We start from the raw sequence: 13,362 nt of genomic DNA, 5'->3' as shown, positions 1-13,362 counted from the left end.
GGAGATGTTCAGAAATCCCTATAGTATTCCGCCGGAAGCACGTCGGACAGCTCCATGAGGGCGTGGTCCCGTTCTCCGGCATAGTCGATGCGCAGCAGAGGGGAGCGCAGCTGGGTGCCGCCGTCCTGACGGATGGCAATGGTCATGGTGACCCGGGTGCCTCCCTGGGGCGGGCGATCCATAAGCACGGTGCCTCCGTGGTGAGAGGCGGCAGAGCGGACCATGACCATGCCCAGGCCCAAACCAGAACGCCCGTCCTCGATGGAGGGCTGCCGCAGATAGCGCCGGAAGACGCTGCCCCGGATGGCGTCAGAAATGCCGCTGCCGGTATCCTGAACACAAAGCCGCAGCATTCGGCCCTGTCTGGTGAGACTGGCGGTGATACTGCCGCCCTTTGGGGTAAATTTGGCGGCGTTGGACAGCAGGTTCAGAATCGCCCGCTCCAACTCCTGGGTATCGGCAACGCAGTAAAGGCTATGCTCCGGTCCATGATAGCTGAGGGACAGATCAATTCCGCGCAACAAGGTCTGACCCTTTTCAAAAATCTCCCGGAAAACGGCGGTGATCTCCACCAGCTCCTGGTGGCTCAGTCCCGCCGCCGCGGCGGACATATTGCCGATAACGCGCAGCATCTGCGCCATGCTGCGGTTCAGCGCCGCGGTTTGCTTTTCCGCTTCTGGGCCTGCCTCCCGGGCCAGCATTTCCGCGGATGCTTGAATGTCTGCCAGGGGCTCCCGCAGGTCAGCGGCAGCCAGGGCCAGGGCCCGGAGTTCACGGGTCTCTTCGGGACCTTCCAGCAGGAAGAAATCCCAATCTCCCCGACGTTCCACCTCCGCACCGAAGACGGTGCCGGAAATGTTCAGCGTCAGGTACAGGCTTCCACCCCGAAAGGCAGCGTATTCTTCCCGGCCTGTGGCCAGAAGCGGCGTAATTTCGCATCCCTCCGGGAGCATCAGAGGGTCGGCAGCCTGATTGCACCGGAAAATGCGCCCGTCCTTGACGCAGAGACAGGGGGAAACGATGAGATTCAGCGTCTCAAAGGGAATGGTTTCCTTATCCATGACAGTCCTCCTGACAGTGATAGCATGCGCAGAATCGGGAAAAACTTTCCCGGCAGGTTTCGACATTTCTCTCAGACTATTGTAACGCCCTTGTTTGCAAATAGCAAGAAGGATTTTTGACGCGGAAGAGAGGCAGTTCTATGCACGAAGGCCACAGAGAACGGGTGAAAAGGCGGTTTCGCCAGGAGGGACTGGACAGTTTTTCGGACATCCAGGCCCTGGAGCTGCTGCTGTTTTATGTGATCCCACGGGTGGATACAAACCCCATTGCCCATGCCCTGCTGGACCATTTCGGCAGCTTTTCCCAGGTGCTGGAGGCCAGCCCGGAGGAGCTGATGAAGGTGCCGGGTATCGGGGAAAACGCGGCGGTGTTTCTGACCCTGATTCCCCAGATGGGCAGATTTTATATGGTGGACCGGGCCAATCATGTGAAGGCTTTGCCGACCCTGGAACAATGCGCGGACTATCTGGTGCCCCATTTTTTCGGGCGGAAGCTGGAAACGGTGTTTATCCTCTGTCTGGATGCCAAGTGCAAGCTGCTGTGCTGCAAGGAGCTGGGAGAGGGCGGCACCAATTCTGCCGGAGTTTCTATTCGCAAGATCGTGGAGACGGCCATCGGCGTCAACGCAACCACCGTTGTACTGGCCCACAATCATCCCAGCGGTCTGGCGGTGCCCTCGGCGGAGGATATCCAGACCACCCGCCGCATTGCCCACGCTTTGCAGGCTGTGGAGATCACTTTGGCGGATCACATCATCGTGGCGGACGGGGACTATGTTTCCGTTGCCATGTCTGATGACCGCTTTCGGGACTGCCTGCTGATATAAAGGAGATTACCTATGGATCATTTTGAACTGGTTTCGGAATATAAGCCCTCCGGCGACCAGCCGGAGGCCATTGAGGCTCTGGCCAACGGCGTGAACTGGGGGTTGCGGGAGCAGACTCTGCTGGGTGTCACCGGCTCCGGCAAGACCTTTACCATGGCCTCGGTTATTGCGAAGCTCAACCGGCCAACTCTGGTGTTGGCCCACAACAAGACCCTGGCGGCCCAGCTGTGCTCGGAGTTCCGGGAGTTTTTTCCAAAAAATGTGGTAGAGTACTTCATTTCCTACTACGATTACTACCAGCCTGAGGCGTATATTGCCCATACGGACACCTATATCGAAAAGGATGCTTCCGTCAACGAGGAGATCGACCGGCTGCGCCATTCGGCCACATCGTCCCTTTTTGAACGGCGGGATGTAATCATCGTGGCCTCCGTCAGCTGCCTGTATGGCCTGGGGGATCCCATTGACTACAAGAGCATGGTCATTTCCCTGCGTGTGGGCCAGGAGCGGCCTGTGGATGAGATACTCAAAAAGCTGACGGAGATCCGTTATGAGCGCAACGATATCGACTTCTCCCGAAATAAGTTCCGGGTCCGGGGGGACACGCTGGAGGTCTATCCTGCCTATTGGTCCGGCCGGGCTATCCGGGTGGAGTTTTTCGGGGACGAAATCGACCGCATCAGCGAGATCAACGCCGTATCCGGCATGGTGGAGCGCTATGTGGACCATGTGGCGATTTACCCCGCCAGCCATTATGTGGCCTCCAGGGAAAAGCTCCAGCGGGCCATGCTGGAAATCCAGAAGGAGTGCGACGAGCAGGTTGTAAAATTCCGGGCGGAAAACAAGCTCATTGAAGCCCAGCGTATTGCCCAGCGCACCGCCTACGACCTGGAAATGATGACGGAAATCGGCTTCTGCAACGGCATTGAGAACTATTCCCGGGTCATTCAGGGCCGGGCCCCGGGATCGCCTCCTACCACACTGCTGGATTATTTCCCGAAAGATTTTCTTATGTTCATTGACGAAAGCCACGTCACCCTGCCCCAGTGCCGGGCCATGTACGCCGGAGACCGGAGCCGGAAGGATGCTCTGGTGAACTATGGCTTCCGCCTTCCCTCCGCCTACGACAACCGGCCCCTGAACTTCAAGGAGTTCGATGAGAAGATCAATCAGGTGATTTACGTCTCCGCTACTCCCGGCGAGTATGAGCGTACCCGTTCCGGCCAGATTGTGGAGCAGGTCATCCGGCCTACGGGCCTGCTGGACCCCGTGGTGGAGGTCCGGCCCATTGAGGGGCAGATTGATGATCTGATCGGCGAGATCAATGCCCGCACGGCTAAGCAGGAGCGGGTGCTGGTGACGACCCTGACCAAGAAAATGGCAGAAGATCTGACGGTGTACCTGCAAAAGGCGGGCATCAAAGTCCGGTATATGCATTCGGATATCGGCGCCATGGAGCGGATGGAGATCATCCGGGATCTGCGGCTGGCGAAATTTGACGTGCTCGTAGGAATCAACCTGCTCCGTGAGGGCCTGGACCTGCCGGAAGTGAGCCTGGTTGCCATTCTGGACGCGGACAAGGAGGGCTTCCTGCGCAGCGAGACCAGCCTGATCCAGACCATGGGCCGGGCGGCCCGAAACGCCGGGGGCAAGGTTATTATGTATGCCGATACGGTGACGCCCTCCATGCGCATCGCCATGGACGAGACTGCCCGCCGCCGGGATATCCAGGACGCCTACAACAAGGCCCACGGCATTGTTCCCAAGACCGTTATCAAGTCCGTCCGGGATCTGATCGAGATTTCCTCGCCCACCGCAGAGCGGAAGGGACGCAATGGTGTGAAGATGACCAAGGCGGAAAAGGAAAAGGAGATCGCCCGTCTGGAAAAGCAGATGAAGGAGGCGGCCAAGATGATGGAGTACGAGTATGCCGCCGTGCTCCGGGATCAGATCGTGGAGCTGCGGGGGAACGGACTCTGAAAAGCCCTCATTCCAAAAATATTCCGCGGCACGGTAAATTGTCCTTGCAATTTGCGCCGCGGATGGTATAATAAAATCCATCACATACAAAGGAGTTTATCCCAATGACTATTTTGACTGCTACCGGCTCCGCCGGAATGGGCAGCATGCTGGTGACTCTGGTCCTCATGCTGGCCGTGTTCTACTTCATGCTCATCCGCCCTGAAAACAAGCGGAAGAAGGAAGCAGAACAGATGCGTTCCGCTGTGAAGACCGGCGACAAGATCACCACCATCGGCGGCATTGTCGGCACCGTTGTCAACGTGAAGGAAAACAATCTGGTCATCGAGACCGGCGCCGATCAGGTCCGTATCGAGATCGCCAAGTGGGCTATGTCCACCAACGAGACCGCCGCTGAGGCCGCCAAGGCTGAGGCCAAGAAGGCCCAGGAAGCCAAGGCAAAGGCCAAGGCCGCCAAGAAGGCCGAGAAGGGCAAGTAAGCAAAGAAAAAACCACATCGGCTCCATACCGATGTGGTTTTTCTTTACCCAAGCTTTTTTAAGGGAACTGTTTCCAGAATGGGAATGCCCAGCTTTCCGAGCTTTTCCCGGACCTGGGTCTCAACCTTTGGCACCTGCAGTGCCTCCGGCTGGTGGGCATCGCAGCCCAGCACCATAGGCAGGCCTGCCTGAGCAACCAGCTCCAGGAATCTCTGGTCGGGGTAGTTTCGGCCCTCCCGGAAGCCCAGGAAATTGAATTCCAGGGGCAGACCGTGGTCCTTGGCTTCCCGGACGAGCAGCCCCATCCATTCGTTATAGACAGACCGGTTTCCGGTGAAATTGAGAATATCCGGATGGGCCATATAGGTGTACAGTCCGGTATCCATGGCGGCAATGCCCTGGCGGACATAGGCCTCCAGAATTGCTTTGTCTGCCGTGGGCTGACTGCTGTAGACCCCATCCGGCTCGTTGCCAACGAAGTGCTGGCCCAGAATCATGTATTCCACCTGCTCCTGCCGGAGAAAGTCCACGAGCCGGTCGAAGTATTTGGGGTAGTATTCCGCCTCCACGCCGACATGGATCTCCAGCCGGTCTGCATAGCGGTCCCGCAGAGCGTTCACTGTGGATACATAGCCGGGAAGCTCTTCCGGGCGCATCCGGAAGGTGGAGTAGTAGTCCCCGGGGAAAAAATAGGGTGTATGGTCCGAGAAACCCAAAATCTTCAGCCCGGCAGACAGCGCCGAATCCACATATTCCTGCTCGCTGCCCTGGGCATGGTTGCAGCGGGGCGTATGGGTATGATAATTCGCAATCATAAAATATCTTCTTTCTTTACCTTTTTTACACATTATACCACGTTTTTTATAAAATGCAATGTGGTTACGGGGGATATATCCATGAAAGACTTTCCTGTGTTTACGACGGAAAACGGTGTTGCCAGCCTGATCCTGAAGGAGGTTCCCTATCGGGGAGAGGCCTATATCCACCTTCGGGATTCTCAGGATCCCAAAGCCCTGCTGGAGGAATGCGTATCCTTCTGTGCCGCCTGCGGGGCAGAGAAGATTTATGCCTCCGGCAGCGAGATACTGGAGGAATATCCGCCGCATACGGCGATTTTTGAAATGCGGGGCATCCCCAATGTGGAGGAAGCGCTGATCGAGTCCCTGTTTCCGGTAACGGAGGCCACGGTCAGCCGGTGGCGGGCACTTTACAATGAAGCCATGTCCGCGGTGGATAATGCCGGAACCCTGGAAAGGCGGGATGAGGCCCGGCTGCTGGAGGGCGGGGCTTATTTTGTCCATCATCGGGGGGAGCTTCTGGGCATCGGCTATTTGCGGGAGGACTGCATTGAGGCCATTGCCGCCGCGTTTCCCGGTGCGGGGAAACGTGTTCTGCACTCGCTGGCCTCTGTGTGCCCCGGGGTGCCGCTGCGTCTGGAGGTAGCCGGAACCAACGAACGGGCCATTGCGCTGTATGAAAAAGTCGGATTTCTGAAGGTAAAAGAGCTGTCCCGGTGGTATCGGGTTCGATAAAACAAATATTTTCTGACTGTCAAGGAAAAATACTTGACAAAGAACAGAAAATCGTGTATGATATCCGAGCTGTCAAGTGGATTTGCTTGACAGAGGAGGATCGCCCATGGATGCACTGGAAATGACGCTGCTGTTTGATTACTACGGCGAGCTTTTGACCCAGCGGCAGAGGGACTGCCTGGATATGCGTTACAACCAGGATATGTCTCTGGGAGAGATCGCCCAGGAGCTTGGCGTCAGCCGCCAGGGGGTCTATGACAACCTGAGCCGGGCGGAGACGCTCCTGCGGAATATGGAAGAAAAAACAGGCTTCCTGCGCCGGGATGAAAAGGTCCGCTCGGCTGCCCAGCAAATCATCCGGGCGGCGGAGATGCTGTCCACCTCCAAAGATCCGGAGGTGGGGAAACTGGCCCGGCAAATCCTGGCAGCGGCAAAGGAACTTGAGGAGTAAGGTATGGCATTTGAAGGCTTGACTGAAAAAATCTCTTCCACCTTCAAAAAGCTTCGTGGCAAAGGCCGCCTGAAGGAAGCGGATGTGAAGGAGGCTATGCGGGATATCCGTATGGCACTGCTGGAAGCAGACGTGAGCTATAAAGTGGTAAAGGACTTTACAAAGTCCGTTACCGAGCGCTGTGTGGGCGCGGATGTGCTGGAATCTTTGACGCCTGCCCAGATGATCGTCAAGATTGTCAATGAAGAGCTGTGCAAGCTCATGGGCAACGAGACCAAGCACCTGAATATCAATCCAAACGGACCTACAGTGGTTATGCTGGTGGGTCTGCAGGGCGCCGGCAAGACCACCAACGGCTCCAAGCTGGCGGGCCTTATGAAGCGCCAGGGAAGGAATCCCCTGCTGGTGGCCTGCGACGTCTATCGTCCCGCGGCAATTCAGCAGCTGAAGGTCTGCGGCGAAAAGCTGGGCATTCCGGTGTTCGAAAAGGGCACGCAGGATCCCGTTGTAACAGCCAAAGAGGCCGTGCTGTACGCTCGCCAGCGTGGCTATGATATGGTATTTCTGGATACCGCCGGCCGTCTGCATGTGGACGAGGCTCTGATGGAAGAGCTGAAAAACATCAAAGCCGCCGTTAAACCCAACGAGATTATGCTGGTGGTTGACGCCATGACAGGTCAGGACGCGGTGAACGCCGCCCAGACCTTTAATGAATGGCTGGACATCGATTCCGTCATGCTCTCCAAGCTGGACGGTGATGCCAGAGGCGGCGCGGCCCTGTCCGTCAAGGCTGTGACCGGCAAGCCCATCAAGTTCGCCGGTGTCGGCGAAAAGCTGGAGGACATTGAGGTCTTCCACCCGGACCGGATGGCAAGCCGGATTCTGGGTATGGGCGACGTGCTGAGCCTCATTGAAAAGGCGGAGAAAGCCTATGACGCCAAGCAGGCCGCCAAGATGGAGGAGAAGATGCGGACCAACCGCTTCACCCTCCAGGATTTCTACGACCAGATGGTGCAGCTGAAGAGCATGGGTTCTATGGAGGATATCCTGGCCCAGATGCCCGGCGGCGCGTCCATGAAGGACATCAAGCTGGATCCCAAGGCTATGGCCCATACCGAGGCCATTATCCTGTCCATGACCCCCAAGGAGCGGGAAAACCCCTCCATTATCGGGGCAAGCAGAAAAAAGAGAATTGCCGCCGGCTGCGGCCTTCGGGTGGAGGATGTGAACAAGCTCCTCAAATCCTTTGAGCAGATGAAAAAGCTCATGAAGCAGTTCTCTTCTCCCGGCGCGGCCAAGAAGCTCAAGCGTATGGGCGGCTTCGGCGGTATGCGTTTTCCGGGGTTCTAAGTTGGTTCGCTGAAAGCAAATTGCTTTGCGATAGATAAATTCAAATATTTTATGGAGGTGAAACTTTCATGGTTAAGATCAGACTGAGAAGAATGGGCGCCAAGAAGGCTCCTTACTACCGTATCGTTGTTGCCGATTCCCGTTCTCCCCGTGATGGCCGCTGCATCGAAGAGATCGGCACCTACAACCCCCTGACCGCTCCCGCCACCGTTACCGTTGACGTTGAGAAGGCTCAGAACTGGATCAAGAACGGTGCCCAGCCTACCGATACCGTTCGGGGCCTGCTGAAGAACGCCGGCGTTCTGTAAGCCCTTTCTGAAGGAGTGGCACAATGAAGGAACTTTTGCTGTATATGGCAAAGAGCCTGGTGGATGACCCGGATGCCGTCACCGTTGTGGAAACCTCTGACGAGGAAGGCAAGGTGCTGGAGCTCCATGTGGCCGAAGGTGACATGGGCAAGGTGATCGGACGCCAGGGACGGATCGCCAAGGAGATCCGTACCATTATTAAGACCGTAGCCCAGCGCACTGGCGAAAAGGTTACTGTCGAAATTGTGGACTAAACGGCTATGCGTGGCGATTTCGTCACGCATTTTCGTTTATTTATGATTTTTTCAAGGGAATGCTCCCTTTCATAACCATAAAATGAGGAGACGAAACCATGAAACTCCAATTTATTGAAGCAGGCGAGATTGTGAATACCCACGGCGTCCGGGGTGAGGTGAAAATGCTCTCCTGGCTGGACAGCCCCGAGTGTATGCTTGATTTTGACCGCTGCCGGATCGGCGGGAAGGACTATACTGTCGCTGCCTGCCGGGTGCAGGGCACCTGTGATCTTTTGAAGCTTTCCGGCGTGGAAACCATGGAACAGGCCCAGGCGCTCCGGGGCAAAACTGTGGAGATCTACCGGGAAGACGTGGACGACGATGTGGTTTTTGCGGCAGAGCTGGTGGGCATGGATGTGTTCAGCCGGGGAAATGCCATCGGAAAAATTACAGATGTACTGGATTATCCCGGCAACCAGGTCTATGTGGTCAAAGGCGACCGGGAATACATGATTCCGGCGGTGAGCGCTTTTATTCTGTCTGTAGAGATGGAGGAAAACCGGATGGAGGTCAGGCTGCTGGAGGGGATGGAAACCGATGCGGATTGATATTCTGACCCTGTTCCCGGATACACTGGGGGATGTGTTGTCCGAAAGCATTCTGGGCCGGGCGCAAGAGCGCGGCTATATCCAAATCGAAGCCCACCAGATCCGGGACTATACCTCCAACAAGCAGAACCAGGTGGATGACTACCCCTACGGCGGAGGCCGGGGCGCCATCATGCAGGCGGACCCCATCTATCGCTGCTGGGAGGCAGTCTGTGACGAAGCCGGCGGGCCGGTGCATACCGTCTATATGTCCCCCTGCGGTCATACCTTCAAGCAGGCCGATGCTATCCGCCTGAGCAAAATGGAGAATCTGATTCTGGTCTGCGGCCATTATGAGGGTATCGACCAGCGTTTTATCGACGAGTGCGTGGACGAGGAGATATCCCTGGGGGATTTTGTCCTCACCGGCGGCGAGATCGCCGCCATGGCTGTGACGGACGCCGTGTGCCGTATGGTTCCGGGCGTTCTGGCGGATCCGGAGTGCTTTGAGGACGAAAGCCATTTCTCCGGACTTCTGGAATATCCCCAGTACAGCCGTCCCGCTGTCTGGCATGGCCGGGAAGTACCGGAAATTCTGCTTTCCGGCAACCATGAAAAGGTAAACCAGTGGCGTCGTAAGCAGTCCCTCCGCCGCACGAGAGAACGCCGCCCGGATATGTATGAAAAGCTGGACCTGTCTTCCAAAAAGGATCAGAAGCTCCTTCGGGAAATGGCCGCGGAGGATGGAGGCACCGGAGAGTCGTGCCGGGTCAAATCGGAGTGAACCATTGGCGGAAAATCACGTTTAAACATAAGAGACTCGCCGCAGCCGGATATTTTGCGATCCGAAGCTGCCGCGAGTCTCTGTTTTTATGCGATTGGGCTGCCCTGCGCTGTAAGCGGCGGCACGGAAGAACGGCGGTCAGGGAAGCGGCCGATGGCTTTGTCAGCGCTTTTTTCTGGGAGCGGCGGGGCGGTTTCCGGTATTCGGCTTTCCGGCAGTGTTGCTCCGGCCCTGAGGCTTTGCCGCAGGTTTTGTCGTTTTACCGGTCTTTGCCGGAACTCTGGCCCCGGCGGTATAACCGCCGCTTCTGGGCGGTATGGCCCGGATAAGACATTTGGGGCCGGAGCCAATCAGGTCTTCCCGGTGGGCTTTTAAGAGGGCTTCCTTGAGCAGATAGTAGTTTTTGGGATTCCGGTACTGGATCAATGCCCGCTGCATGGCCTTTTCGTGGGGGTCCGTGGGTACATAGACATGCTCCATGGTCCGGGGATCCAGTCCGGTGTAGTACATGACGGTGGAGAGAGTGGAGGGGGTCGGGTAGAAATCCTGGACCTGCTCGGGGTTGTAGCCCATATCCCGGATATATTCCGCCAGCTCCACGGCCTCCTTCATGGTAGAGCCGGGGTGGCTGGACATGAGGTAAGGCACCAGATATTGGTCCATTCCGTACTGCCTGTTCAGGGCAAAGTATTTCTCCACAAACCGGTTGTACACCGCGTTCCGGGGTTTGCCCATGCGGCAGAGCACCGCGTCGGCTACATGCTCCGGGGCTACCTTCAGCTGTCCGGAGATATGGTACTGTACCAGCTCCCGGAAGAAGGTGTCCTTTTTATCTGCCAGCAGATAGTCAAAGCGGATGCCGCTGCGGACGAAGACCTTCTTGACCCCGGGTATCTTCCGCAGCTTGCGCAGCAGGTCCACATAGTCGCTGTGGTCGGCGTTCATATTCTTGCAGGGGGCAGGGTACAGGCACTGCCGCCCGCCGCAGGCGCCCTTGGTCATCTGCTTTTCACAGGCCGGGTGCCGGAAATTGGCGGTGGGGCCGCCTACATCGTGGATGTAGCCCTTGAAGTCCGGATCCTTCACCATTTTTTGGGCCTCTGCCAGAATGGATTCGTGGCTCCGCACCTGGACGATCCGGCCCTGGTGGAAAGTCAGGGCGCAGAAGGAGCATGCCCCGAAGCAGCCCCGGTTGCTGACCAGACTGAATTTGACCTCTTCAATGGCAGGTACGCCGCCCAGCTTTTCGTAGCTGGGGTGGTAGGTCCGGCAGTAGGGCAGATCATAGACCGCGTCCATCTCTTCTGTGGTCAATGGTTTCTGAGGTGGATTCTGCACCACAAACTCCTTGCCATAGGGCTCTGCCAGCCGTTTGGCGGTGAAGGGGTCGCAGTTGCCATACTGGATTCTGAAGGATTCGGCATAGCTGCGTCTGTTTTTAGAGATTTCCTCAAAGCCGGGCAGGACGATGGTCGGCAGACTTTCGTCCAGCTCTCTGCACTTATAGACTGTGCCGTCAATGTAGGTGATATCCTTTACGTCCATACCGGCGTTCAGGGCGTCCGCAATCTCCACAATGCTCTTTTCGCCCATACCGTACATCAAAAGGTCTGCCTGGGAGTCCAGAAGAATGGAACGCTTCATGCCGTCGGACCAGTAGTCATAGTGCCCCAGTCTGCGCAGACTGGCCTCAATACCGCCAATCAAAATAGGTACATCTTTGTAGGTCTGCCGAATCAGGTTGCAGTAAACGGTGGTGGCGTAATCGGGCCGCCTGCCCATGACGCCGCCGGGGGTGAAGGAGTCTGTTTTCCGGCGGTGCCGGGTGACGGAATAGTGGTTGACCATGGAGTCCATGTTGCCGCCGCTGACCAGAAAGCCCAGACGCGGGCGGCCGAAGACGTCAATGGATTTTGGATTCCGCCAGTCCGGCTGGGAGATAATGACCACGCTGTAGCCGCGGTTTTCCAGGATCCGGCTGATGATGGCGTGGCCGAAGGAGGGGTGATCTACGTAGGCGTCGCCAATAACATAGACAAAATCCGGCTGCTCGATGCCCCGGTCCAGCATTTCCTGTTTGGTGATCGGTAAAAATTCCATGTTGTTCTCCAATTTATTCGCCCAGAGAGAGTACGCGCTCCATGAGCTTTTGATAGACGTGCGCCACCATCCAAGGCTCCGTGACCTTCCGGGGCACGGAGGAAACCGGGAACCAGGCCACGCCGCTGTTTTCATCGGACTTGATTCGAAGCGTCTGCTTCGGGTCCGCTTCCAGCAGATAGGTTACATTCAGGTGCAGATGGCTGGAAACATAGGTTCCGCGCTTGACATGGCCGTCTACTGTCAGGGTTTCCAGAGAGAAGATGCCATTGTGCAATAGCCTGAGATTTTCCAGCCCGCTTTCCTCCCGGGTCTCCCGCAGGGCGACGGCCAGCAGGTCCCGATCCCCATCGGCGTGACCGCCCATCCAGGCCCAGGACCTGTAGATATTGTGGTAAATCAGCAATACCTGCTGCCGGTCCGGACTGACTACCCAGGAGGAAGCCGTGAAGTGGGCAAAGGTGTTTTCCCGGGAAAAGGGATCCGGGGAAGTGTTGAGCCAGCTGAGCATCTGCGCCTTGTCCTTCTGCTCCTGCTCACAGCCGGGGGAGAAGGCTCTGATTTCTGACGCGATATCCATTAATTCTTTTCGACCTTCTTTTCGATCTTCTTTTTGGTGCCGTCGGGCTGCAAAATATAGGTGTTTTCCAGCTGCCCCACCAGATTGGCCTTTACGGAGTCGATGTAGATGCGGCGCAGCTTGTCCCGCTCTGCCAGCTCCTCCGGGGTCAAAGAACCCTCTTTGGCTTTTTTGGCCAAAGCGTTGATTCTGGCAATGACTTCGTTCATGTTCATAAGCAATTCCTCACACATATTTCTGAATGATGACCGCAATGCGGTCCTTTTTTGTCTTTCCGCCGATCTGGGCCAGCCTGATCTTGCCAAGCCCCCGGACGGATACCTTCGCACCCTCGGCAACAGCCTTGTCCGGCTTTTCGCAGGGCAGACCGTCAATGCTTACCTTCCCGGCGTGGACGTAATCCGCCGCCAGAGCGCGGCCAATGCGGAAGCCGGAGGAGATCACGCTGTCCAGCCGCAGAGCGGCCATGGTGTCCCGGATTTCCTGAAATTCCGGCTCCGGCATGGTCAGCCCCGCAAGGGAAATCTGCTTCAAACGCAGCTTTGTCCGGCCTGCTTCCCGCAGATTGTCCAGCACATAGGGGGTGATCTCGGCGGTGGTGAAAAACAGGCAGCGGCCCGGCTCCACGCAGATGTCGCCAACGGTCTCCCGGGCAATCCCCGCCCCCATCAGCGCGCCAAGAAAATCCCGATGGCTCAGTTTGTCCGCTTCAAAAAAGTTGGCTTCCAGACAGCAAAGCGGACTGTCCTCCCCGTAAAGCGTGCTTTCTTCCAAATAATCCGGCAGATAGATCAGCATTTTTCGCTCCGCGTCTTCGTAGCCGCCAAAGCGATGCAGCCCCGGGAGATTTCCAAAGAGAAAGTCCGCCAGTTCCAGTTCCCGAGGGGAGAGAAAGCAGGTGTTGGCAGTTATATTCTTCCGAACACCGGCGTTAATTTTGTCATAGAGCTTGGCAAGCAGGAGCCTGTCCTCCGGCGTTTTTGCGATTTTTTCAATTCCGCTGCGTTCCATAGCATCACCTTTCCCTATTATAGCACAGAAACCCCCTTTGTGAAAGAAGTTTTTCTTGTGCCTGTGGATTAAATCG

Annotated in this window: 16 protein-coding genes; 10 read left to right on the top strand and 6 right to left on the bottom strand. The window is 56.7% G+C overall.

Translation table 11 applies throughout. From position 1 onward, the window contains the following. Positions 1–8: 8 nt before the first annotated feature. Positions 9–1,061: a sensor histidine kinase KdpD gene (locus KQI10_RS01685; protein ID WP_216565670.1), complete on the bottom strand. Its 1,053-nt coding sequence runs from the start codon at positions 1,059–1,061 to the stop codon at positions 9–11. A gap of 140 nt (positions 1,062–1,201) precedes the next feature. Between KQI10_RS01685 and KQI10_RS01680 the strand changes: the two genes are divergently transcribed. From KQI10_RS01680 to yajC, 3 genes are all read left to right on the top strand, one after another. Further along, positions 1,202–1,888 (top strand): RadC family protein, encoded by a 687-nt coding sequence (locus KQI10_RS01680; protein WP_216565669.1) that lies wholly within the window; start codon positions 1,202–1,204, stop codon positions 1,886–1,888. 12 nt (positions 1,889–1,900) lie between these two features. After that, positions 1,901–3,868, top strand: coding sequence for an excinuclease ABC subunit UvrB (gene uvrB / locus KQI10_RS01675; protein ID WP_216565668.1), 1,968 nt, complete (start codon positions 1,901–1,903; stop codon positions 3,866–3,868). 104 nt (positions 3,869–3,972) lie between these two features. Beyond that, positions 3,973–4,347, top strand: a complete 375-nt coding sequence (yajC, locus tag KQI10_RS01670) for a preprotein translocase subunit YajC (protein WP_253285058.1) — start codon at positions 3,973–3,975, stop codon at positions 4,345–4,347. Positions 4,348–4,391: 44 nt separating this feature from the next. On the opposite strand, the gene KQI10_RS01665 is transcribed toward yajC, so the two are convergent. Continuing rightward, positions 4,392–5,162, bottom strand: a complete 771-nt coding sequence (locus KQI10_RS01665) for a histidinol-phosphatase (protein ID WP_216565667.1) — start codon at positions 5,160–5,162, stop codon at positions 4,392–4,394. A gap of 81 nt (positions 5,163–5,243) precedes the next feature. Here KQI10_RS01665 and KQI10_RS01660 point away from each other — a divergent pair, with 81 nt between their 5' ends. The 7 genes from KQI10_RS01660 (at position 5,244) to trmD (ending at position 9,595) form a co-directional block, all read left to right on the top strand. Then, positions 5,244–5,879, top strand: a complete 636-nt coding sequence (locus tag KQI10_RS01660) for a hypothetical protein (protein WP_216565666.1) — start codon at positions 5,244–5,246, stop codon at positions 5,877–5,879. Positions 5,880–5,985: 106 nt separating this feature from the next. Further along, a complete protein-coding gene (gene ylxM, locus KQI10_RS01655) occupies positions 5,986–6,330 on the top strand; it encodes a YlxM family DNA-binding protein (RefSeq protein ID WP_216565665.1) in 345 nt (114 codons plus the stop codon). 3 nt (positions 6,331–6,333) lie between these two features. Then, positions 6,334–7,680 (top strand): signal recognition particle protein, encoded by a 1,347-nt coding sequence (ffh, locus tag KQI10_RS01650; protein ID WP_216565664.1) that lies wholly within the window; start codon positions 6,334–6,336, stop codon positions 7,678–7,680. A gap of 68 nt (positions 7,681–7,748) precedes the next feature. Next, positions 7,749–7,988, top strand: coding sequence for a 30S ribosomal protein S16 (rpsP, locus tag KQI10_RS01645; RefSeq protein ID WP_216565663.1), 240 nt, complete (start codon positions 7,749–7,751; stop codon positions 7,986–7,988). A gap of 23 nt (positions 7,989–8,011) precedes the next feature. Beyond that, positions 8,012–8,242 carry a KH domain-containing protein gene (locus KQI10_RS01640; RefSeq protein ID WP_216565662.1) on the top strand — a complete coding sequence of 77 codons (231 nt, stop codon included), beginning with the start codon at positions 8,012–8,014 and terminating at the stop codon, positions 8,240–8,242. Between the two features lie 98 nt (positions 8,243–8,340). Continuing rightward, entirely contained in the window at positions 8,341–8,832 is a 492-nt protein-coding gene (rimM, locus tag KQI10_RS01635) for a ribosome maturation factor RimM (protein WP_216565661.1), read from the top strand. Then, complete coding sequence (gene trmD, locus KQI10_RS01630) at positions 8,822–9,595, top strand: tRNA (guanosine(37)-N1)-methyltransferase TrmD (protein ID WP_216565660.1); 774 nt, start codon at positions 8,822–8,824, stop codon at positions 9,593–9,595. Before rimM ends, trmD begins: the two co-directional genes overlap by 11 nt. Before the next feature lie 162 nt (positions 9,596–9,757). On the opposite strand, the gene KQI10_RS01625 is transcribed toward trmD, so the two are convergent. The 4 genes from KQI10_RS01625 to KQI10_RS01610 are packed head-to-tail and all read right to left on the bottom strand — an operon-like array spanning position 9,758 to position 13,286. Beyond that, the gene (locus KQI10_RS01625) at positions 9,758–11,695 is read right to left on the bottom strand and encodes a YgiQ family radical SAM protein (protein WP_371818343.1); all 1,938 of its coding nucleotides are present in this window, start codon (positions 11,693–11,695) and stop codon (positions 9,758–9,760) included. A 13-nt stretch (positions 11,696–11,708) separates the two neighbouring features. After that, positions 11,709–12,275, bottom strand: a complete 567-nt coding sequence (locus KQI10_RS01620) for an NUDIX hydrolase (RefSeq protein ID WP_216565658.1) — start codon at positions 12,273–12,275, stop codon at positions 11,709–11,711. Then, positions 12,275–12,490 (bottom strand): DUF896 domain-containing protein, encoded by a 216-nt coding sequence (locus KQI10_RS01615; protein ID WP_216565657.1) that lies wholly within the window; start codon positions 12,488–12,490, stop codon positions 12,275–12,277. The genes KQI10_RS01620 and KQI10_RS01615 overlap by 1 nt, the downstream gene beginning before the upstream one ends. 10 nt (positions 12,491–12,500) lie before the next feature. Further along, positions 12,501–13,286: an RNA-binding protein gene (locus tag KQI10_RS01610; protein WP_216565656.1), complete on the bottom strand. Its 786-nt coding sequence runs from the start codon at positions 13,284–13,286 to the stop codon at positions 12,501–12,503. Positions 13,287–13,362 lie beyond the last annotated feature (76 nt).

It is taken from the genome of Pseudoflavonifractor sp. MSJ-30, from assembly GCF_018918045.1.
Taxonomy (GTDB): domain Bacteria; phylum Bacillota; class Clostridia; order Oscillospirales; family Oscillospiraceae; genus Faecousia.
The sequence above is the reverse complement of the archived record's forward strand: the minus strand, read 5'-3'. Positions and strand labels throughout refer to the sequence as shown.

Coding starts and splice junctions, on each gene's coding strand:
- KQI10_RS01685 (WP_216565670.1), bottom strand. CDS start 1,061: ATGGATAAGGAAACCATTCCCTTTGAGACGCTGAATCTCATCGTTTCC.
- KQI10_RS01680 (WP_216565669.1), top strand. CDS start 1,202: ATGCACGAAGGCCACAGAGAACGGGTGAAAAGGCGGTTTCGCCAGGAG.
- uvrB (WP_216565668.1), top strand. CDS start 1,901: ATGGATCATTTTGAACTGGTTTCGGAATATAAGCCCTCCGGCGACCAG.
- yajC (WP_253285058.1), top strand. CDS start 3,973: ATGACTATTTTGACTGCTACCGGCTCCGCCGGAATGGGCAGCATGCTG.
- KQI10_RS01665 (WP_216565667.1), bottom strand. CDS start 5,162: ATGATTGCGAATTATCATACCCATACGCCCCGCTGCAACCATGCCCAG.
- KQI10_RS01660 (WP_216565666.1), top strand. CDS start 5,244: ATGAAAGACTTTCCTGTGTTTACGACGGAAAACGGTGTTGCCAGCCTG.
- ylxM (WP_216565665.1), top strand. CDS start 5,986: ATGGATGCACTGGAAATGACGCTGCTGTTTGATTACTACGGCGAGCTT.
- ffh (WP_216565664.1), top strand. CDS start 6,334: ATGGCATTTGAAGGCTTGACTGAAAAAATCTCTTCCACCTTCAAAAAG.
- rpsP (WP_216565663.1), top strand. CDS start 7,749: ATGGTTAAGATCAGACTGAGAAGAATGGGCGCCAAGAAGGCTCCTTAC.
- KQI10_RS01640 (WP_216565662.1), top strand. CDS start 8,012: ATGAAGGAACTTTTGCTGTATATGGCAAAGAGCCTGGTGGATGACCCG.
- rimM (WP_216565661.1), top strand. CDS start 8,341: ATGAAACTCCAATTTATTGAAGCAGGCGAGATTGTGAATACCCACGGC.
- trmD (WP_216565660.1), top strand. CDS start 8,822: ATGCGGATTGATATTCTGACCCTGTTCCCGGATACACTGGGGGATGTG.
- KQI10_RS01625 (WP_371818343.1), bottom strand. CDS start 11,695: ATGGAATTTTTACCGATCACCAAACAGGAAATGCTGGACCGGGGCATC.
- KQI10_RS01620 (WP_216565658.1), bottom strand. CDS start 12,275: ATGGATATCGCGTCAGAAATCAGAGCCTTCTCCCCCGGCTGTGAGCAG.
- KQI10_RS01615 (WP_216565657.1), bottom strand. CDS start 12,490: ATGAACATGAACGAAGTCATTGCCAGAATCAACGCTTTGGCCAAAAAA.
- KQI10_RS01610 (WP_216565656.1), bottom strand. CDS start 13,286: ATGGAACGCAGCGGAATTGAAAAAATCGCAAAAACGCCGGAGGACAGG.